Consider the following 20,420-nt stretch of genomic DNA (forward strand, 5'->3'; position numbering starts at 1 on the left):
CCATGTCCATCATGCCGCCGCGTGTGATCGACATCGCCTTGCACAACACCCTGCGCCCCGGCGTCGAAGCCAGCCAGGCCATACCGCCTGGTATGCGCATGGGCGAATCCCTTCCGCTGATCCCGCCCCGTGCCCAGCCCACCCAGACCGAGCCGGGCGAGGTGCCGCAGGAATACCAGCAGCACCAGCCCAAGGGCCGCATCCTGCTGTACTGGGGCTGCGGCGCCTCGGTGCGTGCGGGCCAGCCGCGCGTCATCGATCTGGCGCGCGCCAAGCCGACCGACTACGCACAGGCGTTTGCGGGCCGCGCCGTGCCCGACCGGGGGCCGCGCGTGGGCCCGGCCTATGCGCTGTACCCCAACGAACGCAACCAGGTGAGCCTGTCGCGGGACAGCTCGCTGGTGGGCGAACACCAGGTGCGCGGCGACGGTGTGCCTGCGTCCATGAAGTTCACGCTGGGTGCGGCACAAGACCTCATGCCCGCCATCGACCTGCGCACCACCGGCAAGCCGCAGGACAGCATGGGCACCAGCTGGCAGCCCGTGCGCAATGCGCGCGCCTACTACCTGCACGCCATGTCGCAGGGCGGGGACGACCTCATCATGTGGTCCAGCGCCGAGACGCCCGACACGGGCATGGGCCTGTTCGACTACCTGTCGCCCGCCACCATCGACCGCTGGCTCAAGGAGCGCGTGCTGCTGCAGCCCGAAACCACGCAGTGCGCCATTCCGCAGGGCATTTTTGCAGGCGGCGGGCGCGACGCCACGCCCATGCTGCGCATGATGGCCTACGGCGGCGAAAGCCACATCGTGCACCCCCCGCGCCCGGCGGACCCCAAGGCCGCGTGGGAGCCCGAATGGGCCGTGCGCGTGCGTGTGAAATCACACACCATGGCCATGCTGGGCGAAGAGATGCAGGGGCGGCGCGGGGGCATGGGGGCTGCTCCGCCGGCCGCTTCGGGCGGTGCCTATTCGAGCGGCATGGGCGGTGCGCCGACCGGCCAGCAGCCCGCTGGCGACGGCGGTGCGGAATCCGGCAACGCGGGCAACGTGGTGAACCCCGTCAACCTGTTGCGCGGCATTTTGGGCCGTTAAGAACCCATGTTGGCCCTGCGCATGCCCTGGCCCCTGCCCGCGCTGGTCGCGTGGGCGTGCGCGTGGCTGATTTTTGTGGCGCTCCAGCGCGCGGTTCCCCCCGTGGCTGCCTTGCTGGTCGCCTGCCTGCTGGGGACGGCGGCCAGTGTCCTGGGCGACAGCTGGTGGCGACGCGGGCTGATTGCGGCGGGCTTTCCGCTGTCGCTGGCGCTGCTGGGCGCGGCCAGCCTGCCCACCTGGGCCTGGCTGGTGCCGCTGGCGCTGCTGCTGCTGGTCTACCCCCTGAACGCCTGGCGCGATGCGCCGCTGTTTCCCACGCCCCACCATGCGCTGCAGTCGCTGGCCTCGCAGGCTCCGCTGCCGCTGGGTGCCCGCGTGCTGGATGCGGGCAGCGGCGTGGGCGATGGCCTCAAGGCGCTGCGCCACGCCTACCCGGCCGCACAGCTGGAGGGCATCGAATGGAGCTGGCCCCTGCGCCTGCTGTGCGCCTTGCGGTGCCCCTGGGCCCAGGTGCGCCGCGCCGACATGTGGGCCGAGGACTGGAGCCCCTATCGCATGGTCTATCTGTTCCAACGGCCCGAAAGCATGGCCCGCGCCGCCGCCAAGGCCCAGGCCGAGCTGGCAACCGGCGCATGGCTGGTGAGCCTGGAATTTGCGGTACCCGGCGTTCTGCCCTGTGCACAGCTGCGTGCGCCCGGTGGCCGCGTGGTGTGGCTGTACCGCATGCCCCTGAACCGCGTCGAGGCATGAAATGGCACTGTTGCATTGCGATTTGAGCCGTTCGCCACGGTTACAGAAAAGATACAAGCTTTTGCTACATTGCGTCCCTGGCTACAACCCCATACAAAACTACCAAGAAACTCACAGCCAGAGGGGGCTGCCAGCAGCACGTGAACGCGCCGGGAGGGGGCGCACCGGCCGCCAGCACCTTCCTTGTCCGGACGTCCCATCCTGCAGGCCCCACCAGCCTCTGCGGCGCACCACTCTGACTGGTGTGCCTGCAGCGCGGTGCCGTCTTGCGCGTGGACATGGCCGGGGTTTTCTGGTGCACCACCGACCGATCTGCAAGGAGCATTCATGACCGCCCATCCATCCCGTTTCCGCCCGCGCCTTCTGTGGGTGCTGGCCCTGAGCGCCGCCCTCACGGGCTGCGCCACCATGCAGAGCCACGACAAGCTGGCGACCGACATGCAAAACGCCGGCCGCAGCGGCGGCATTCCCGCAGCCATCGCCCAGCTCGAAAGCACGGCCAAGACCGAAGAAGAAAAAACCGCGCTGCTCTACAACATGGAACGCGGCGAGCTGCTGCGCATGGACCGCCGCTACCCCGACAGCACCAACGCCTTCCTGCTGGCCGACAACAAGGTCAAGGAATGGGAAGAAACCGCCAAGACCAACCCCAGCAAACTCATGGGCACCGTGGGTGCTGCGCTGATCAGCGAACGCCTGAAGGTCTACGAGGGCCAGGACTATGAAAAGGTGTGGGTGACCACGCGCCTAGCGCTCAACCGCATGGCCGTGGGCGACTTTGAAAACGCCCGTGTGGACATCAAGCGCACCCACGAGCGCGAAGCCATCATTGCCGAGTTCCGCGCCAAGGAAACCCTGGCCGCTGAAGAAGAAGCAAAGTCCAAGGGCGCCACCTCTGGCGGCAAGGAACTCAACGGCTACCCCGTCGAGACGTTGAACGATCCCGAAGTGCTGGCGCTCAAGAACGGCTACCAGAACGCGCTTTCGCACTACCTGGCCGGTTTTCTGTACGAAATGCTCAACGAGCCCGGCCTGGCCGCGCCCGGCTACCGCAAGGCCATCGAGCTCAAGCCCGAAACCGGCGTGCTCGAAGAAGGCCTGCGCGGCCTGGACACGCGCACAGGCTTCACCTGGAAGCGCCGCCAGCGCATGACCGACGTGCTCTTCATCGTCGAAGCCGGTGACGCCCCGGCGCGCAAGCCCAAGGCCTTCACCATTCCCGTGCCCACGGGCCGTGGTTTGGTCACGGCCAGCATCTCCTACCCCGTGATCGAGCCGTCTTCCGATCCACTGCTGACCACCATTTCCGCTGCTGGTACCGACCTCAAGCTGGAAAAAGTGGTGGACGTGAACGTGATGGCGCGCCGCGCGCTCAAGGACGAAATGCCCGGCATGGTGCTGCGTGGCTTCACCCGCGCCGTGGCCAAGGGCGTGCTGCAGAACGAACTGCAAAAGCGCGGCGGCCTCATCGGCGGCATCATCGGCGCGGCCGCCTCGGTGGCCACCGAGCAGGCCGACGACCGCATGTGGCGCATGCTGCCCGGCCGCGTGTATGTGGCCCGTGGCTACCTGCCGCCCGGCGAGCATGTGGTGAGCGTGAACGGCCGCCAGCTGCCCCAGCCCATCAAGATCGACGGCCAGTACGCCCTGGTGCCCCTGCGCATGTATGAAAACAGCGTGCTGACCGGCGACGTGGCCATGCTGGGTCAGCTGCCCACCGTGGCGGCGGCACCGCAGCCCGCCGCAGAGCCTGCCACCACCGTGCGCACGACGACCACCACCACCACCCGCACGCGCTCGGTGCCCAAGTCGGCGGTCAAGTCCACCTCGGCCACGCCTGCCGCCAAGAACTGAAACCGAACATGTCCCATTTTCAAGGAGCCTCTGGCATGAGAACCCGTTTTGCCCTTGCCGCCGCCGCACCCGCCGTTGCGTGCGCGGTCCTCGCGATGACCCTGGCCACCGCTGCCCGCGCCCAGCTGCACGACCCGGCCACCCCGCTGGCCGTGGCGTCCAAGGTCGCCCTGCGTGGCGAAGCCAACAGCATCGCCGTGCGCGAGATGCGCATCGTGCGCAAGAACGACATCCTGGTCGTGCAGGCCGACATGGCCAATATGGGCCGCACCGACCGCACCGTGTTCTACCGCTTCAAGTGGCTGGACAACGTGGGCAATCAGGTGGGCGACGGCGAGTCCTGGAAGCAGATGAGCGTGCTGGGACTGGGCCAGCAGACCGTCAAGAGTGTGGCACCCACCTCTGCGGCTGTCGATCTGCGCCTGGAAATGAATGTGGAGCCGCGCTGAAGACATGAAGCACCCCCTGAGTCGCTTCGCGCCTTCCCCCTCTCTCACGCTGCGCGTGGGAAGGGGACGCAGCCAGCGCGGCGGGGCGGCCCTTGCGCGGCTGCCCGCGTTTAGAACGCGCCAGTTTTCAAGCGCAGTAGGCCACGCGAAGCGCTTTCGATAAGACCGTAGGAAACCAACACCATGAACCAACATCGCATCCAGCGCACTGCGCTCATCCTGGCCTTTGCGGCCAGCACCCTGGCCCTGTCGGCCTGCCAGAACCTGTCCTCGCCCACCGTGCGTTTTGACCGCCAGGTCAACTACGGCGATGCCAAGGCCGTCGAGCTGGTGACCAACGAATTCGGCTCTACCGACCTGCAGATGATTGCCGAGAAGATGACCGGCGGTTTGCTCGAAACCGGCATCTTCCAGGGCCGCCCCACGGTGACGATCTCCACCGTGAAGAACAAGACCAGCGAATACATCGACACCACCAACGTGATGAACTCGATCCAGACCTCGCTGGTCAAGTCGGGCAAGGTGCGTTTCGTGCGCTCCATCAACGAGATGCAGGCCGGTGTGGACGAGCTGCAGCGCCAGAACCAGAGCGGTCTGTACAAGCAAGGCACCACCGCCAAGGTCGGCCAGATGACGGCTGCGAAGTACAGCATGGAAGGCGAGCTGACCAGCATCGTCAAGCAGAACAACGCGACCAAGGACGCGTACTACAAGTTCACGCTCAAGCTGTTTGATGTGCAGGAAGGCACGATCGAGTGGCAGGACGAAAAGGAAATCCGGAAGACGAGTAAGAGGCAACCCCCTGAGCGGCTGCGCCGCTTCCCCCTTTCTCTCGCGCTGCGCGCGGGAAGGGGGACGCCGCCAGCGCGGCGGGGCGGCCCTTGCGCGGCGGCCGCTGGCCTGGGCCGCGCCAGTTTCGAAGGATGTGAGCGCTAAGGCCACATCGCTCGATGGATTCATGAATTCCCGTTAGCTCACAAGGAGCACACCATGCAACGCAGAACCACTTTGCACACGGCCCTGGCCGTGATCGCCGCCACCACCCTGGCCTGGGGCACGGGCGCCCAGGCGCAGCAGCCCGGCGCGGCGCCCAAGATCGCCGTGACCGACCTGGCCTATGCCCAGCGCGTGTCCGAATACTTTGTGGCCGGCACCTACCAGCGCAGCAGCCAGATGAGCGCAGGCGGCAGCCACAGCGGTGGCTACAGCCACGGCCCCTATGGCGGTGGCGGCTCGCACTCGGGCAGCCACTCGATGCAGGCGTCCGAGCAGGCCAGCGGCACCTACGTGGCCGGGCGCTACAGCTACATCGAGCAGCGCGAGCTGGGTGGCTACACCAACGACATCAAGGGCGCCATCCTGCAGGGCACGTACTTCCGCCTGATCCAGGGCAAGGGCTTTGACGCAGGCAAGCCCCAGCCGAGCAAGGCCGAGCAGGTGCTCAACCAGGTGCAGGGCGGCAAGATGGCCACGCCGCAGGTTCAGCCCCAGGTCAACGACGTGATCAGCCGCATCAAGAAGGGCGAGTTCAACGGCGCCGACTACGTGCTGTTCGGCGTGGTGTCGAGCATCGACTTCACCGACGCGCTCTCGCCCCTGCAAGGCACCACCAGCGCCACGCGCCAGTACGGCCTGCAGCTGCTGGCCGACTTCTCGCTCATCAACACCAAGACCTACGAGATCAAGGCCGCGTTCTCTGCCCAGGGCGAAGGCAACGACACCAAGATCCTGTCGGTCCGTGGCGACATCGCCCCCCCCAACCGCGCCAAGGTGATGCGCGAGACCTCGCTGTCGCTCGCGCAGGACGTGTACCAGCAGCTCGCCATGCAGCTGGGCTACACCGACGCCAACCTGTCGCGCGGCGTGCGCCCGCCCGTGGTCTACCAACAGGGCGGCCAGCCCATGCCCATGCCGCAGCCCCAGCAGCCCGAGCAGGTCATCATCTTGAAGTAGCAGGGGCGGCAACCCCGTGAGGCGCTGCCACTCGGTGCCGACCGCCGGGGGCTGCAGCCCCTTGCTCGGCATCTCGCGCGGGGCGGCGCACCCGTAGCAGGTGCAGCGCCCGGGGTGGTCGCAGTCATGCCAGACTGTGGCCTGTGCTCAACGTAAAACACCTTTCTGCTTCTGCCGCACCTTTGCGGCCCCTGGCCAGCCCGGTGCTGGCGTTTTTCGTCGCCACGGCCATTGCCGGGGTGCTCGGTGGCTGCGCCTCGCCCCCGCCGTTCTATGCGGCGGCCGCGTCTGAATCGCTGGTGAATGTGTACGGGCCAGAGGCTTCCACAGAGACGCCCACGGCGCCTGCACAGGCCAATGCACAGGAGGCTCCTGCAGCCACCCAGACGCCACCCCCTGCGGAGCGCTTTGCACTGCGGCCCTTGCCAGGCGCTGATGGCGCCACGCTCCTGGCCCTCACGCGCAGCGAGCGCACCGCCTCGCTGCGCTATCGCGTGATCGTCATCCCCGGCTCCGGCTGCGCGGGCATGGGGCCGATTGCCGACCGCTACTTTGCCGGCCTGCTGCATGCCCAGGTGCTGGTGTTGCACAAGCCCGGCGTGGACCCGCAGGCGCGCACGGCGCCCGCAGACTGCGCACGCGATTTCGTGCAGCAAGACCGCCTCTCCCGCTGGCTGGCCCACGCCCGTGCGGCGTTGGTGGCAGATGCGCAGCAACGCGCGCGCGAAGGCACACCCGCGCTGCCGCAACTGCTGGTGGGCATCTCCGAAGGCGCCGAACTGCTGCCCGCCCTGGCACCCGAGGTTCCGCAACTCGCGGGCCTGGTGGTGCTGGCGTCCAGTGGCCTTGATCCGCAGGAGGCGGGAGCCCTGCAAGCCCAGCGCCTGGGGGCGCAAGCCGACTGGGAGGAACTGGGCCGCATGGTGGCTGGACGCAGCCCCGACAGCGCCGTAGCGCAGGGCCGCAGCGTGGGCTACTGGCGCGACCTGTGGAACTGGTCATTGACCCTGCCGCTGGTGCGAAGCCCCTGGCCGTTGCTGCAGGTGTGGGGTGGCGACGATGCGCTGGTGCCCCTTGCGGCCTACGAGCGTTTTGCAGAGCTGGCCTCCTTGCGCACCGTGCCCTATTGCGCGCGCCGCCTGGACGGCGCCAACCACGGCTTGCAGCGCAGTGCGGGGCCGCTCACAGACGGCGTGCAGCTGGTCTGGGCCTGGATCGAGCAATGGGCGCGCAACCCGGCCTCAGGGCTGTGCGCGCCGCTGCTGGACCGGCCCCTGATGCTGTTGCCATCAGTGGGCGTTCCCTGAGCCAGGATCGCACTGCAGACAGTTTGCTATTGGGTTGATGGCTGCTTGCGCTTTTGGCGCGGGCGCCAGCAGACCTAAGAACCTGTTCAAAATCTTTTCGGGGTCGCACAAGTACCTTGCCGGGATGGGGTGCAAGGCGCGGGGTGCAGCCAATAGCTTGGCTATTGGCAAGCGCCGCAACGCCGCAGACCGCCCGGCAAGGCACTTGCCCGCTGGGTTGGAGTGAAATCGGGGGATTGGACGCCTCAGCTGCTTGCATGGGCATGAGCCCAGGCGGCGCATCCGAAGCATCCACGTCCATCACGATGGCACTCCAATGCGATCCCCGAAAAGATTTTGAACAGGTTCTAAGACCGCCTGTGGCAAAGTTGCCTTGTGCAGCAGCCAGCTCCGCTGCTGCCGATGCGGTAAAAAAAAGGACCCTCAGCCCGACGGTGGCCCTTGCGGCCCGGGAGGGACGGGATTGGCAAGGGCCTGCGCCTGCAGCCAGGCACAGAACACATCCAGCCGGGGCAGGGGGCCGCTGGTGCGGCGGCGCACCACGTAGTCATAGCCGGAGGCCACAAAACCCAGCGGGGCCACCAGCCGCCCCGCCAACACGTCGTCCATCACCAGATGCCAGGGGGCGACGGCAATGCCCAGCCCGCGCACGGCGGCCTCCAGCGTGAAGTAGTAGTGCTCGAACTCGGGCCCCGCCTGTGAAGGCGTAGGCACGGGCAGGGGCACGGTAGCGCCCGCCGCAGCCCCCCACATGGCCCAGGCGTTGCGCCGCGTGCGGGTGTGCAGGCGCAGGGGCGCAAGGGCCGGGTCGGCCAGATCGGCGGGCTGGTGCAGCGCCACCTGCTGCGCCAGTTCGGGGCTGAGCACCGGGCCCAGGTGTTCGGGGAACAACCGTTGTTCCTTGCTGGTATCCCACGCCCCAGTGGCCTCTTCGGCAGTGATGGTCAGGTCGCCGTGCATGCGACCCGCACCGGTGCCTGCGTCGGTGGTGCGCAGGCGCACCTCGATGCCCGGGTGCTGCGCCTGGAAGTCGAACAACCGGGGTATCAGCCACTTCACGGTGAAGGTGCTGAAGCACGCCACATCCAGCGGCCCTCGGCCGGGGTCGCAGACCTCACGCACCGCATCGGCGATGTGGGCAAAGGCGGTGGTCAGCACCGGCTGCAGCACATGCGCCGCCGGGGTGAGGGTAGGGCGGGCCTTGCTGCCGTCAAACAGCGCCACGCCCAGATGCTGCTCCAGCTGGCGCACCTGGCGGCTGATGGCGCCGGGCGTGACCGCCAACTCGTCCGCCGCCGCCGTCATGCGGCCCAGCCGGGCGGCGGCCTCGAACGCGCGCAGGGCACTCAGTGGGGGCAGGCGGTGGCTCATATATATGATTTTAAAGCACATAAATTCAGCCAAATCATCGCTTTTCAATCAAGAAATTGATAGCAAAAATGGATGGAATTTCAAGCGCTAGCCCCTTGAAATGCTTGCAAATTGGCAAACGCTGGTTTGAATGTCTTTATTTGATTTGAATGAACATAGGAAAACCGATGCCCTTTATCCGCACCAACGTTCCGCAGGACACCCCCGCCGCCACACGCGATGCCATCGTGCAAGGCATTCACCAGGCCCTGGTGGACGCCATCGGCATGCCGCCGGACGAGCTGTTCAACCTGGTGGCTGGCTACGCCCCCGGCGAATTTGCCTGCAGCCCCACCTTCAACGGCGTGGCGCGCTCTGACCGCGTGGTGGTGGTCGAGATCACGCTGCGGCGCGGGCGCAGCGACGCGATGAAGCGCACCCTCTACGCCGCCATTGCGCGCAACCTGCAGGCCACACCGGGCGTGGCCCCGGCCGACGTGTTCATCTTCATGCACGAGAACGACTATTCCGACTGGTCCGTGGGCCATGGCCGGTTTGCGATGGACCTGGTGCAGAACAAGGCCGCAGCCTGAGCTGTGGCGCCCGCTACCGGGGCCGGAACATCCTGAACAACTGCTCCGGCCCCACCGTGAAGTAATCGGCCGGGCCCCCGCCGCGCAGGATGTGGCCTGCGTTCGCCGTGTCGTACACCCCGTCCTTGAGCAGCGCCTTGTCGATGTGCACGGCCACCACCTCGCCCAGCACCAGCCAGGTGTCCACCGGGGCGCCGTCCACGCCTTGCAGCTGCAGGATCTGCGTGCTGCGGCATTCAAAGGTGACCGGGCTTTCGGCCACGCGCGGCGGTGCGACCAAAGTGGAGGGAAGGGGGGTGAGGCCCGTCAGCGCGAACTCGCTGACCTCGGGCGGCACAGCGGCGCAGCTTTGGTTCATCACGTCGGCCAAATCGCGCGTGACCAGGTTCCACACGAATTCGCCCGTCTCCTGCACGTTGCGCACCGTGTCTTTGAAGCCGATGCTGGCAAAGCCCACGATGGGCGGCACGTAGTTGAAGGCGTTGAAAAAGCTGTAGGGCGCCAGGTTGGTGGCGCCCTGCGCGTTCTGCGTGGCAATCCAGCCAATGGGGCGCGGCCCCACGATGGCGTTGAACGGGTCGTGCGGCAGGCCGTGGCCCAGGCGGGGCTCGTAGCTGTGGATGTCATCGCGGCGGGGTGGGGCGGTGGTCATGGGGGTGCAGTGAGGTGGATGGGGATGTGCACGCTGCAGCGGGTGTTCCTTTCACCGCGCAGTCTCCGGGTCGTACATTACCTCCGGCTTCTGCGGGAGGCAGTCACCGGGATTTCAAAGATGCTACTGAAGTAATAGCTAAAAGCGCTTTATGGTCAAGCGCTAGGGGGTTATTTCTATCAAAAAGGGGTGGCGCCCACTGGAGCAGTGGCTTTGGCGGTGATCAACACGTAAGACCGAAGGGCAGGGCTATCAGCCGCCCCCATGCCCGGGTGGCAGGCCGAAAAGGCTCCGCCCAAAAAAATGGACCCGCGAGGGGTCCATGGGTAATCGGCGATTTCGGGTCACCGCCGAGGTGCCGGCAGCGCCTTATTTCTGGAACAGCACCAGCTGAGTCTCTGTCGGGGCCATGCCGCCCCTTTCGGCGTTCATCGTCACTTCGTAGCGTGTGCCGGGTAGCGGTATTTGCGATGTGAAGCTGAACGAGAAGTCACCGTTGCCATCTGCCTGCACACGCTGCGACAGCAATTCCTGGTTCAGGCCAAACGCACCGACGAGCGTGCCGACCGCATTCACCTTGACATCCACCACCGCGCCAGGCACGGTGCGGCCGCGCACGACCACGGCGCCTCTGTCCACTGTGGCATGGTTGGCATGGCTGGTCACCTGCAGCTGCACCGTGGTAGGCGCGGCGTTCACTTGCGAAGCGATGTTGAAGGTCCAGTTCTGGCGCATGCCGTTGCCCACCAGGTCCCGGGCGGTCACTTCGACCGGATACCGGCCGGTGGGCAGGTCAGCGCGGTAGGTGAAAAACTGCGGCGTGACCTGCGAGGCGGACGTGACATCGCGACCCGCGATCACGATGCGAACGCTTTTGGGGTCTACACCCACACCACCGACGTCATCAAACGTTCCGGACACCGAAGTGGCCGCACTGCGCGGGACCGTTTCCCCGTCGCGCGGCGACACGTGGCGAATCACCGGCGGCTTGGCATCGGCGATCAAAGGCTGGGTCAGGGTCGACGAAACCGTGCGGTCCCCGACACGCAAGGTGGCGACCGTGGGCCGCGATGGCGCCAGGTTGTCCATGCGGCGGATGGTGTACGCGCCCTCATACACACCGGGCGATACCTCGCGCATCGGCACGTTGTCGATGACACCGGGAATGTCGAAATCCGCCCGGCCTCCGGGCGCGCCGTTCAGCGTAAAGCGCAATTCGGCGCCGGGCTCCATCTTGTCGATGGGGGCAACCGAGAAACGGTCGATCTTCAGTCCGGGTGGCGGTGCGGCCACCACGTTCCGGTCACCAATGTTGGCCGGAAGCGTGTAGTTGCTGGTGATGGTGCGGTTGCGCACCTTCAGCGTGGCGCGCACGGCGCTGCCTTCATTGAGCCGGTCCTGGCGGCGGACTGTGTAGCTGCCCGTGTATACGCCCCGTTCGGTTTCCTGCAGCACGATGGCGCGGGGCACGCCAGCCACACGGAGCTGAACCTTGCCCCGCGGTGTGCCTTCTACCGTGAACTGCAGGTCGGCGCCGGCCCGCAGACCGTCGTCTGTAGCTACCTGCAGTGATCGCAATTCAGGGGCGGCGGGCTGCGCCATGACCGTACCTGGAACGACCATCAGGGCGCTGGCGACGGGAAGAAGCAGGAAAAGGGCTGCCACATGGTGGCGAATCTGTTTTGTCATGGGGTTCAAACCTGGTGCTAGGGATGAACTCACTGTGGGCGCAACACATGTTTCCAAACGTAGGCGGGCAGCGACAAGTTCGAAGGACAAGACGCCGTTGGCGCGTCAGGAGCCCTCCGTTTTGAGCCCTTTCACGCGTGCGTAGGCCGGTGGTGCAGCCTTGCACAGCCTCTATTGCGCGGGCGCCGGGTGTTGCTGCCCCAGAAACCGCCCCGGTGGCTGCCCCACCGACTTGCGCACCATGGCGCTGAACGCGCTGGGGCTGTAGCCCAGCTCGGCGGCGATCTGGCCCATGGGCATGCGCCCGGCGGCCAGCGATACGGCCTTGGCCAGGATGACCTGCTGGCGCCACTGGGTGAAGGTGCTGCCCAGTTCGGAACGGAACAGCCGCGCCACGGTGCGTGGGCTGGCGCCGGTGTCCTGCGCCCAGTCGGCCAGCGTTTCGTGGCGCGTGGGGTCGGCCAGCACGGCCTCGCACAGGTGGCGCAGGCGCTTGTCCTGGGGCAGGTCCACGCCCAGCTTCACGGCGGCGGCGCGGGCCAGTTCATCGCGGATGAGGGCGCTCAGGTGCTGCTCGCGCAGCCGCTGGGCGGGCGTGAGGGCGGGGCCGCCGTCGGGCGTGGTGGGCATCTCGCGCACCAGCGAGCGCAGCAGGTCGGACACCTCCAGTACGCGGCACTGGCGCCAGGCGGCCGAATCGTCTTCGCCGCGCGGACTGGCGCCCGGGCCATCGCCGCGAAGACTGGGGCCGGCGCCATCGCCGCCGAGGGCTCCGGGTCCGCACCGGCCGCGCGGCTGGTGGAAGTACAGCGTGCGCAGGTCGGCATCTTCCACCATGGTCACGGCATGTTCCACCCCGGGTGGAATCCACAGCGCGCGCGAGGGCGGGACGATGTAGGTGCCGTGGTTCACCGTGAGCCGGATCACGCCCGTGGTGGAGATCGCCACCTGCGCCCAGGGGTGGCTGTGGGGCATCACCTGGGTATCCGCAGCCAGCCAGCGCAGCTTGGCGCGCACCGGGCGCGCGGGGGTGGGCACAAACAGCTCGGGCGTGAGCGAGCCCACGTACGACAGCCCGCGTATGGCTCCGCGCGAGCTTCCGGCTTTTGGACGGGGGACGACCTGGGCGGCAAAGTGCTCCACCACCGGCTCGGGGGGCGTGCGGGGTGCGGCGGTGGGGTTTGGCATGTTTGCGATAGAAGTTGGCCGCCTATCGTAAACCTGCCGAAGCCTGCCTGCCTAAGATCAAGCCCATGACCGCTTCATCCTCCGGCGCCACCGCCAACCCCGTGCCCCTGCGGCAGGACGCCCGCACCATCGGCCTCGTTGGCCTGGCCCATGGCAGCTCGCATTTCTTCCACATGCTGCTGCCGCCGCTGTTCCCGTGGCTGATCGGCGAGTTTGGCTTCAGCTACTCCGAGCTGGGCCTGCTGGTGTCGGTGTTTTTTGTGATCTCGGGTGTGGGCCAGGCGCTTTCGGGCTTTCTGGTGGACCGTGTGGGCGCGCGGCCGGTGATGTTCTTTGCGCTGTCCAGTTTTGCGGCGGCGGGCCTGGCCGCGGGCACGGCACAGGGCTACACCGGCCTGCTGCTGGCGGCGGCGCTGGCCGGGCTGGGCAATGCGCCCTTCCACCCGGTGGACTTCACGATCTTGAACAAGCGCGTGTCGCCCCAGCGCCTGGGGCATGGCTTTTCGGTGCACGGCATCAGCGGCAACCTGGGCTGGGCCACGGCGCCGGTGTTCATGGCGGGCATTGCCACGGCCACGGGCTCGTGGCGCACCGCCTGCCTGTGCGGGGGCCTGTTCGCCCTGGTGGTGCTGGCCATCATGGTCTGGAACCGCGATGCGCTGGACGACCGCCAGGGTGCCTGGGCGCATCAGGCCAAGGGCGGGGCGGGGGCTGCCAAGTCCGAGCACCCCATGGCCTTCCTCAAGCTGCCCTCGGTGTGGCTGTGTTTCTCGTTCTTCTTCTGGAGCACCTGCGCCCTGAGTGCCATCCAGAGCTTTGCCAGCCCGGCGCTGCAGTCCATGTATGGCCTGCCGCTGAGCATCACGGCCATGGTGGTCACGGGCTACATGCTGTGCGGCGCGGTGGGCATGTTGATCGGCGGCTTTCTGGTGGGGCGTGTGCAGCGGCTGGAGAAGATCATCTCGGTGTGCCTGCTCGGCTCGGCCGCGCTGCTGGTGGTGGTGGGCTTGGGGCTCCTGCCCGCCATGGCTGCCGTGGTGGTGGCTTCGGTGGCTGGCCTTGGCACAGGCCTGGCCGGCCCTTCGCGCGACATGCTGATCAAGCGCGCTGCGCCCCCGGGCGCCACGGGCCGCGTGTATGGCACCGTGTATTCGGGTCTGGACCTGGGCTTTTGCCTGGCCGCCCCGGTGTTTGGCGCCATGCTGGACCACGGCATGACCTCGGGCATCTTCTACGGCTCGGCCTTCACGCTGGCGCTGAGTGTGGTGTCGGCGGCGCTGGTGGGGGTGGGGGTTGCGGCACGGGCTGCCAGGCCCCTGGCGACGGCGGTCTGAAGGACGCCGGACGTTTGACGGGCACGCTCACCGGGTTGGCCTGTCTCCTGCATACTCAGACCATGCCATTTCCCCTCGAAGAACGCCGCGCCTTGCTCAACGTGAAGGGCGTGGGGCCGACCGTCGTCGCCCGGCTTGAACAGATGGGCTTTGAATCGCTGGCGCATCTGGGCAAGGCCAATGCCCTGGACATTGTTTCCACGGCCTCGGCCATGGTGGGCTCCACCTGCTGGAAGAACAGCCCCCAGGCCCGCGCAGCGATCCAGGCGGCCATTGCACTGGCCCAGTCGCGGCCTGCTTGACCTTTCAGCTGCAAGCCGGGGTGGGGTGTGTTGCAATGCGGCCCGGCGATGGGGCAACAAGTGGCCCCTGCTGCTGCCTCACACCATTTCCAGGACACCCCATGACCCACCCCATCTACAACGCCAGCATCCCCGTCTTTCGCCAGATGCTGGGCTCCCTGAAAGACGTGCTGGCCAAGACCGAGGCCCATGCCACGGCGCGCAAGATCGAGCCGGATGCACTGCTGCAGGCCCGGCTGTTCCCCGACATGTTCCCCATGGCGCGCCAGGTGCTGATTGCCTGCGACTTTGCCAAGGGCGTGGCCGCACGCTTGGCCGGGGTGGAGGTGCCGTCCTTCCCCGACGCCGAGCGCCCCGGTTTCGCCGATCTGAATGAACGCATCGACACCGTGCTCACGTTTGTCGAAGGCCTGCCAGAGGCTGCGTTTGCCGATGCCGCCACGCGCCAGATCACCATCCAGCCCGGCACGCCGCGCGAAAAACAGTTCGTCGGCGAGCACTACCTGCTGCACTACGGTCTGCCGCAGTTCTTCTTCCACGTGAACGCGACCTATGCCATTGCGCGGCACAACGGCGTGGAGTTGGGCAAACGCGACTACATGGGCAAGTACTGATCAGTGCCTGTGCGCAGACGGTCACCTCGGTGGCCGCTACTGCGCGTAGTTCAGCGGCAATGCCGTGGTGAACTTGATTTCTTCCATCGCAAAGCTCGAACTCACGTCTGACAGCGCCACGGCCTGCGTGAGCCGCTTGTAGACCGAATCGTAGGCGCGGATGTCGGGCACCACCACGCGCAACAGGTAGTCCACATCCCCGCTCATGCGGTAGAACTCGACGATCTCGGGGATGCCCATCACGGCATCCCGCAGGGTGTCAAACCATTGCTGGTGGTGCTGGTTGGTCTTCACGGCCACGAACACCGTCACACCCACATTCACCTTGCGCGGGTCCACCAGGGCGACATGGCGGGTGATGTACCCCTTCTCGCGCAACCACTGAATGCGCCGCCAGCAGGGCGTGTTGGACAGGTGCACGGCCTCGGCCAGCTCGGCCAGCGGCGTCTCGGCGTTGTGTTGCAGCATCGCCAGCAGCTGGCGGTCAATGGAATCCAGATTCTGTTTCAAGGGATATGTGAGAAATCGTTTCCCTTATTGGGCGTTACTCAGAGCATAAAAGCAAAGTTTTTTCAGGGCTGTCGTTACATACTGTCAAGGCATCGTTGGCACGGAATCTGCGTCAAGTCCCCGTAATTTCGCACCGTGCATCCACCCGGTGCGTGGTGCGCTGTCTCCCCATGGCACGCCGTTCCTGGCCCCTCCCGTCGCCCTTTTTTCAAGGATTTCATCCATGTCGCTTTCTGTTTTTCGACGCAACCCCTACGCCCTGGGACTGAGCATTGCCGCATTGGCCGTGCTGGCCGCCTGTGGCGGCAGTGACGGCCCCACCACCCCGGTGGCCACGCCTGAGCCCACCGAGCAGTACGTGCCGCCCGAGCCGCCCTCGGGCTACACGCCCAAAACCATCAGCTATGCCAACAAGGACATGGTGGCGGCGGCCAACCCGCTGGCGGTAAAGGCAGGTGTGGACATCCTGGCCAAGGGCGGCACGGCCACAGATGCCGCCATTGCGGTGCAGATGGTGCTGAACCTGGTGGAGCCACAGTCGTCGGGCATTGGGGGCGGCGCTTTCATGCTGCACTACGACAAGGGCGCCAACAAGCTGCTGGCCTACGACGGCCGCGAGACCGCGCCCAAGGCTGCCACGCCCAACCTGTTCATCGGCGCCGATGGCAAGCCGCTGGGCTTCCTGGCGGCGGTGGATGGTGGCCTGTCGGTGGGCACGCCGGGCGTGCTGCGCATGCTCGAGGCCGCGCACAAGGCCCACGGCAAGCTGCCCTGGAAGGACCTGTTCGAGCCCGCCATCAAGCTCAGCGAAGACGGCTTTGCGATCTCGCAGCGCATGAGTGTGTCCATTGCCGGGTCGGCCGCGCGCATCAAGGCCCAGGGTGAGCCCGGATCCAGCTATTTCCTCAACGCCGACGGCACGGCCAAGGCGGCGGGCACGCTGCTCAAGAACCCTGAATTTGCAGCCACGCTCAAGGCCATTGCAGCGGGCGGTGCCGATGCGTTCTACAAGGGGGACATCGCCAAGGACATCGTGGCCAAGGTGGTCAGCCATCCCACCAACCCCGGCAAGCTCGCGCTCGATGACCTGAGCGATTACACCCACAAGGTGCGTGAGCCCGTGTGCGGCGTCTACCGCGTGCAGTACCGCGTGTGTGGCATGCCCGCGCCCAGCTCCGGCGGCATCGCGGTGCTGCAGACGCTGGGCCTGCTGCAGGGCTTTGACCTGGCGGCCATGAAGCCCAACACGCTCGACTCCGTGCACGTGGTGTCCGAGGCCTACCGCCTGGCCTATGCCGACCGCGCGCTGTATGTGGCCGACCCTGACTTCGTCAACGTGCCCCAGGCCGGCCTGATCAATGCCGACTACCTCAAGGAGCGCGCCAAGCTCATCAGCCTGCAAAAGAGCATGGGCGTGCCGGTGGCCGGCATCCCGCCGGGTGTCACGGGCGCCACGGGCAAGGACAGCTCACTGGCCCTGCCATCGACCACGCACATGTCCATCATCGACAACGCGGGCAACGCGGTGTCCATGACCACCACCATCGAGAACGGCTTCGGCAGCCTGCAGATGGTGCGCGGCTTCTTGCTGAACAACCAGCTCACCGACTTCTCGTTCACGGCCACCGACGCGGCAGGCAACCCCGTTGCCAACAGCGTGCAGGCCGGTAAGCGCCCCCGCAGTTCCATGGCACCCACCATCATCTTCAACGCCGCCACGGGCGACCTGGAAGGTGTGGTCGGCTCGCCAGGAGGCAGTGCCATCATCCAGTACACCGCCAAGACCATCCTGGGCATGACGGACTGGGGCCTGAACGTCCAGCAGGCCATCAACCTGCCGAACTTCGGTGCGCAGACCAACGCCACCACGTCCATCGAAAAGGGCTCGCTCATCGACACCGCTGCCATCCGCGACGGACTCAAGGCGCGCGGCCACACCGTGGCGCAGAGCGACTCCTTCACCAGCGGCCTGCATGGAGCGGTGTTCAACGGTGTGCGGTCCAACGGCAATGCGGGCCTGCTGTCGCGCAACCCAGGTGCGGGCACCTATGCCGGCGGCGCCGATCCCCGCCGGGAGGGGATTGCGCTGGGCAACAACTGAGCTGCGCAATGTGATCGGTGGCGGCTCCAGAGCAGGGGCTGCGCTGATACTGATGAAGGCTGCCGGGTGGACTACCGGGCAGCCTTTTTTTGTGGGTGCTCCGTGGTGGCCGCCGGGTGCTTTTCGCCCGCCAGCGTCTGGAGCAAGCGGGTGAAGGTCGCTGTCGGGCCCACGTTGTCCTCGTCGCGATAGACCAGCGTCAGGGGCACATTCAGCCGCCCGCCATCCACCAACGGCCGGTAGGCAATGGCGTGGCGGTGCACGCCCAGCATCGATGAAGGCACCACGGAAATGCCCGTGCCCGCAGCCACCAGGTTGAGGTTGGTCAGCATGCGCGCCACCTCGGCCACCACGCGGGGGCGCACGCCCTGGTCGGCACACAGCGCCAGCAGGTTGGCATACAGGCCGGGCGCGCCCGGGCGGCGCACCAGGATCATGGGCTCGCCCTCCAGGTCGGAAATCTGGATGGGCAGCGGCTTGCCGCGCCGCTGGCGTTGTGCCAGCGGGTGGTCGATGGGCAGGGCCACCATGGCGGGCTCGTGCTGCAGCGTATCGAACACCAGGCCCGCAGGCCGCGCCACGGGTACGCGCAGCAGGCCGCAGTGCAGGCGGCCATCGGCCACGGCCTCGGTGATCTCGGCGGCGTTGTTCTCGCCAATCTCCAGCACCAGGCCGGGGTGGCGGGCGCGGCACTCCCGCAGGGCGAACGGGGTGAATTCATGGGCGGCGGCCGAGCTGGTGAAGGCGATCACGAGCCGGCCGGTCTTGCCCTCGGCCAGCAGCTGCATGCGGCTTTGCAGTGCGTCGAAGTCGTGCACCAAGCGGGCGGCCTCGGCCTGCAGTGTCTGCCCCGCCTCGGTCAGGGTGACGCCCTTGGCGTGGCGCTTGAACAGCACCATGCCCACCGTGTTTTCCAGGGCCTTGATCTGCTGGCTGAGCGGCGGCTGGGCCATGCCCAGCAGCTCGGCCGCACGGGTCATGTGCCCGGCCTCGGCCACCGCGAGAAAGTAGCGCAACTGGCGGATGTCCATGTCAGAGGTCGGGTGCAGATGGCAGGATGTTCATATGCAAATCGTATCGCCTAGAGCATTTTTGCCTATTTGACGTATTGAAAGCCGGTTTCTACGATGCAGCGGCATCCGGTTTGAAACGGCCCATAAGAATCCTCAAGGAGACACATCCACCATGACTGCCCCGCAACCCCATTTGCCTCTGCCCCGCCTGGCCCTGCTGGGCCTGGCGTGCCTTGCGGTGGCCGCCTGTGCGCCCATGGCACCCAGCAGTGCACCAGCGGCCAGCGCGGTCTCTGCCAAGGCCGAGGCCGCCCCCGTGGCTGCGGCCTGCCCCAAGGACCTGGCACCCATCGCCCGCTGCCTGTCGGGCCAGGATTCGGCGGGTGCGTATTACCTGATCGCCATGCCGCAGCAATGGAACGGCCACCTCGTGCTGCATGCCCACGGGGGCCCCGCGCTGGGTGCGCCCAGGATGGAGCGGTCGGTCGAAGACCTCACGCGCTGGTCCATCATGGTCCGTGCGGGCTACGCCTGGGCGGGCAGCACCTTCCGCCAGGGCGGCGTGGAGGTGCGCGCAGCGGCCGAGGACACCGAGCGCCTGCGGCAGATCTTTGTGCAGCACGTAGCGCAGCCGCAGCGCACGGTGCTGCACGGCCAGTCCTGGGGCGCCAGCGTGGCAGCCAAGGGGGCCGAGATGTTCCAGACCACCGCCAATGGCAAGCGCCCTTACGACGCCGTGCTGCTCACCAGCGGCGTGCTCGCGGGCGGCACGCGCTCGTACGACTTCCGCACCGACCTGCGCGTGGTCTACCAGTACCTGTGCAACAACCACCCCCGGCCCACCGAGGCGCAGTACGCGCTGAACATCGGCCTGCCTGCCGACGCTGCGATGACGCAGGCGGACCTGTCAGCGCGCCTGAACGAATGCCTGGCCCTGAACAAGCCCGCTGCCGAGCGCACGCCCGAGCAGCAGCGCAAGGTGCAGACCATCGTGGATGTGATCCGCATCCCTGCGAATTCCATCCAGGGCCACATGAACTGGGCCACCTTCCACTTCCGCGACGTGGTGCAGCACCGCACGGGCGGCGCCAGTCCGTTTGGCAACCGGGGGGTGTTGTACCGGGGCTCGCCCGACGATGCCGCCCTGAACGCGGCCGTGCTGCGCTACCGCGCCGACCCTGCGGCCGTGGCCCGCTTCGCGCAGGACACGGACCTGACCGGCCGCATTCCCGTGCCTGTGCTCACCGTGAAAGGCGTGGACGACCCCACCGCCTTCGTCGAGCTGGATGCAGCCTTCAAGGCCACCATGGCGCAGGGCGGCAGCGCGGCGCGCCTGGTGCAGACCTTCACCCAGCACAACACCCACAGCTACCTGAGCGACCCGACCTACCCCACGCTTTTGGCGGCGCTGCTGCGCTGGGTGGACACGGGCGACAAGCCCACGCCCGAGGGCATTGCGCGGCAGTGCGCAGGCATGGAGACCCCATTTGGCAAGGGCTGCGCCTTCCTGCCCGGCTATGTGCCTGCGCCGCTGGCAAGCCGGGTGGCTGAGCGCGAGCGGCCGTAAACCGGCCGCCAGCGCAAAAAACAAAGGCCCCGCTGGAACAGCGGGGCCTTGTGCCAAGGCGCTACAAAATTCATAGCTGATCGCGCCTTCTAGATAAGCG

At 67.0% G+C, this 20,420-nt stretch carries 18 protein-coding genes and 1 pseudogene; 13 read left to right on the forward strand and 6 right to left on the reverse strand.

Annotation, left to right across the window (positions count from 1 at the left end; translation table 11 throughout):
* The 7 genes and pseudogenes from NFX52_RS16695 to NFX52_RS16725 form a co-directional block, all read left to right on the forward strand.
* Positions 1-1,094 (forward strand): hypothetical protein (locus NFX52_RS16695; RefSeq protein WP_252635741.1); only part of this gene is annotated, 1,094 nt, incomplete at its 5' end.
* Between the two features lie 6 nt (positions 1,095-1,100).
* On the forward strand, positions 1,101-1,844 hold the full coding sequence (locus NFX52_RS16700) for a class I SAM-dependent methyltransferase (protein WP_055395759.1): 744 nt from the start codon (positions 1,101-1,103) through the stop codon (positions 1,842-1,844).
* Between the two features lie 327 nt (positions 1,845-2,171).
* The gene (locus NFX52_RS16705) at positions 2,172-3,698 is read left to right on the forward strand and encodes a COG3014 family protein (RefSeq protein ID WP_055395761.1); all 1,527 of its coding nucleotides are present in this window, start codon (positions 2,172-2,174) and stop codon (positions 3,696-3,698) included.
* Between the two features lie 35 nt (positions 3,699-3,733).
* Positions 3,734-4,147, forward strand: a complete 414-nt coding sequence (locus NFX52_RS16710) for a YcfL family putative periplasmic lipoprotein (RefSeq protein WP_055395763.1) — start codon at positions 3,734-3,736, stop codon at positions 4,145-4,147.
* A 183-nt stretch (positions 4,148-4,330) separates the two neighbouring features.
* Positions 4,331-4,942: pseudogene (gene lpoB, locus NFX52_RS16715) on the forward strand (penicillin-binding protein activator LpoB); the annotation flags it as partial.
* Positions 4,943-5,137: 195 nt separating this feature from the next.
* Positions 5,138-6,100 carry a hypothetical protein gene (locus tag NFX52_RS16720; protein WP_055395767.1) on the forward strand — a complete coding sequence of 321 codons (963 nt, stop codon included), beginning with the start codon at positions 5,138-5,140 and terminating at the stop codon, positions 6,098-6,100.
* 143 nt (positions 6,101-6,243) lie between these two features.
* Entirely contained in the window at positions 6,244-7,407 is a 1,164-nt protein-coding gene (locus tag NFX52_RS16725; protein ID WP_238385514.1) for an alpha/beta fold hydrolase, read from the forward strand.
* A gap of 423 nt (positions 7,408-7,830) precedes the next feature.
* On the opposite strand, the gene NFX52_RS16730 is transcribed toward NFX52_RS16725, so the two are convergent.
* Positions 7,831-8,778: a LysR substrate-binding domain-containing protein gene (locus tag NFX52_RS16730; RefSeq protein WP_055395771.1), complete on the reverse strand. Its 948-nt coding sequence runs from the start codon at positions 8,776-8,778 to the stop codon at positions 7,831-7,833.
* Positions 8,779-8,945: 167 nt separating this feature from the next.
* Here NFX52_RS16730 and NFX52_RS16735 point away from each other — a divergent pair, with 167 nt between their 5' ends.
* On the forward strand, positions 8,946-9,350 hold the full coding sequence (locus NFX52_RS16735) for a tautomerase family protein (protein ID WP_055395773.1): 405 nt from the start codon (positions 8,946-8,948) through the stop codon (positions 9,348-9,350).
* Positions 9,351-9,363: 13 nt separating this feature from the next.
* Here the strand turns inward: NFX52_RS16735 and NFX52_RS16740 are convergent, their stop codons facing one another.
* The 3 genes from NFX52_RS16740 to NFX52_RS16750 all read right to left on the reverse strand — a co-directional run bounded on the left by NFX52_RS16740 (position 9,364) and on the right by NFX52_RS16750 (position 12,879).
* A complete protein-coding gene (locus NFX52_RS16740) occupies positions 9,364-10,002 on the reverse strand; it encodes a flavin reductase family protein (RefSeq protein WP_055395775.1) in 639 nt (212 codons plus the stop codon).
* 369 nt (positions 10,003-10,371) lie between these two features.
* Entirely contained in the window at positions 10,372-11,691 is a 1,320-nt protein-coding gene (locus NFX52_RS16745) for a hypothetical protein (protein WP_055395777.1), read from the reverse strand.
* 171 nt (positions 11,692-11,862) lie between these two features.
* Positions 11,863-12,879, reverse strand: a complete 1,017-nt coding sequence (locus NFX52_RS16750; protein ID WP_055395779.1) for an AraC family transcriptional regulator — start codon at positions 12,877-12,879, stop codon at positions 11,863-11,865.
* Between the two features lie 65 nt (positions 12,880-12,944).
* Here NFX52_RS16750 and NFX52_RS16755 point away from each other — a divergent pair, with 65 nt between their 5' ends.
* The 3 genes from NFX52_RS16755 to NFX52_RS16765 all read left to right on the forward strand — a co-directional run bounded on the left by NFX52_RS16755 (position 12,945) and on the right by NFX52_RS16765 (position 15,129).
* Complete coding sequence (locus NFX52_RS16755; protein WP_055395802.1) at positions 12,945-14,213, forward strand: MFS transporter; 1,269 nt, start codon at positions 12,945-12,947, stop codon at positions 14,211-14,213.
* Positions 14,214-14,275: 62 nt separating this feature from the next.
* On the forward strand, positions 14,276-14,515 hold the full coding sequence (locus NFX52_RS16760) for a hypothetical protein (RefSeq protein ID WP_055395781.1): 240 nt from the start codon (positions 14,276-14,278) through the stop codon (positions 14,513-14,515).
* Positions 14,516-14,616: 101 nt separating this feature from the next.
* Positions 14,617-15,129: a DUF1993 domain-containing protein gene (locus NFX52_RS16765; RefSeq protein ID WP_055395783.1), complete on the forward strand. Its 513-nt coding sequence runs from the start codon at positions 14,617-14,619 to the stop codon at positions 15,127-15,129.
* 36 nt (positions 15,130-15,165) lie between these two features.
* On the opposite strand, the gene NFX52_RS16770 is transcribed toward NFX52_RS16765, so the two are convergent.
* Positions 15,166-15,627, reverse strand: coding sequence for an Lrp/AsnC family transcriptional regulator (locus tag NFX52_RS16770; RefSeq protein ID WP_055395804.1), 462 nt, complete (start codon positions 15,625-15,627; stop codon positions 15,166-15,168).
* A 235-nt stretch (positions 15,628-15,862) separates the two neighbouring features.
* Between NFX52_RS16770 and ggt the strand changes: the two genes are divergently transcribed.
* Positions 15,863-17,740: a gamma-glutamyltransferase gene (gene ggt / locus NFX52_RS16775; RefSeq protein ID WP_055395785.1), complete on the forward strand. Its 1,878-nt coding sequence runs from the start codon at positions 15,863-15,865 to the stop codon at positions 17,738-17,740.
* Positions 17,741-17,811: 71 nt separating this feature from the next.
* Here ggt and NFX52_RS16780 read toward each other — a convergent pair whose 3' ends face one another.
* Positions 17,812-18,771 carry a LysR family transcriptional regulator gene (locus NFX52_RS16780; protein WP_055395787.1) on the reverse strand — a complete coding sequence of 320 codons (960 nt, stop codon included), beginning with the start codon at positions 18,769-18,771 and terminating at the stop codon, positions 17,812-17,814.
* Between the two features lie 154 nt (positions 18,772-18,925).
* On the opposite strand from NFX52_RS16780, the gene NFX52_RS16785 reads away from it, so the two are divergent.
* Complete coding sequence (locus NFX52_RS16785; RefSeq protein ID WP_207402022.1) at positions 18,926-20,320, forward strand: hypothetical protein; 1,395 nt, start codon at positions 18,926-18,928, stop codon at positions 20,318-20,320.
* The last annotated feature ends 100 nt before the right edge of the window (positions 20,321-20,420 follow it).

Origin of the sequence: Acidovorax facilis, from assembly GCF_023913775.1 — a bacterium.
Taxonomy (GTDB): Bacteria; Pseudomonadota; Gammaproteobacteria; order Burkholderiales; family Burkholderiaceae_C; genus Acidovorax; species Acidovorax facilis.

What these genes read in the sequence shown, in the direction of transcription:
- NFX52_RS16705 (WP_055395761.1), top strand. Translation starts at nt 2,172, where the DNA reads ATGACCGCCCATCCATCCCGTTTCCGCCCGCGCCTTCTGTGGGTGCTG.
- NFX52_RS16785 (WP_207402022.1), top strand. Translation starts at nt 18,926, where the DNA reads ATGACTGCCCCGCAACCCCATTTGCCTCTGCCCCGCCTGGCCCTGCTG.
- NFX52_RS16740 (WP_055395775.1), bottom strand. Translation starts at nt 10,002, where the DNA reads ATGACCACCGCCCCACCCCGCCGCGATGACATCCACAGCTACGAGCCC.
- NFX52_RS16710 (WP_055395763.1), top strand. Translation starts at nt 3,734, where the DNA reads ATGAGAACCCGTTTTGCCCTTGCCGCCGCCGCACCCGCCGTTGCGTGC.
- NFX52_RS16735 (WP_055395773.1), top strand. Translation starts at nt 8,946, where the DNA reads ATGCCCTTTATCCGCACCAACGTTCCGCAGGACACCCCCGCCGCCACA.
- NFX52_RS16760 (WP_055395781.1), top strand. Translation starts at nt 14,276, where the DNA reads ATGCCATTTCCCCTCGAAGAACGCCGCGCCTTGCTCAACGTGAAGGGC.
- NFX52_RS16750 (WP_055395779.1), bottom strand. Translation starts at nt 12,879, where the DNA reads ATGCCAAACCCCACCGCCGCACCCCGCACGCCCCCCGAGCCGGTGGTG.
- ggt (WP_055395785.1), top strand. Translation starts at nt 15,863, where the DNA reads ATGTCGCTTTCTGTTTTTCGACGCAACCCCTACGCCCTGGGACTGAGC.
- NFX52_RS16780 (WP_055395787.1), bottom strand. Translation starts at nt 18,771, where the DNA reads ATGGACATCCGCCAGTTGCGCTACTTTCTCGCGGTGGCCGAGGCCGGG.
- NFX52_RS16755 (WP_055395802.1), top strand. Translation starts at nt 12,945, where the DNA reads ATGACCGCTTCATCCTCCGGCGCCACCGCCAACCCCGTGCCCCTGCGG.
- NFX52_RS16700 (WP_055395759.1), top strand. Translation starts at nt 1,101, where the DNA reads ATGTTGGCCCTGCGCATGCCCTGGCCCCTGCCCGCGCTGGTCGCGTGG.
- NFX52_RS16730 (WP_055395771.1), bottom strand. Translation starts at nt 8,778, where the DNA reads ATGAGCCACCGCCTGCCCCCACTGAGTGCCCTGCGCGCGTTCGAGGCC.
- NFX52_RS16720 (WP_055395767.1), top strand. Translation starts at nt 5,138, where the DNA reads ATGCAACGCAGAACCACTTTGCACACGGCCCTGGCCGTGATCGCCGCC.
- NFX52_RS16745 (WP_055395777.1), bottom strand. Translation starts at nt 11,691, where the DNA reads ATGACAAAACAGATTCGCCACCATGTGGCAGCCCTTTTCCTGCTTCTT.
- NFX52_RS16765 (WP_055395783.1), top strand. Translation starts at nt 14,617, where the DNA reads ATGACCCACCCCATCTACAACGCCAGCATCCCCGTCTTTCGCCAGATG.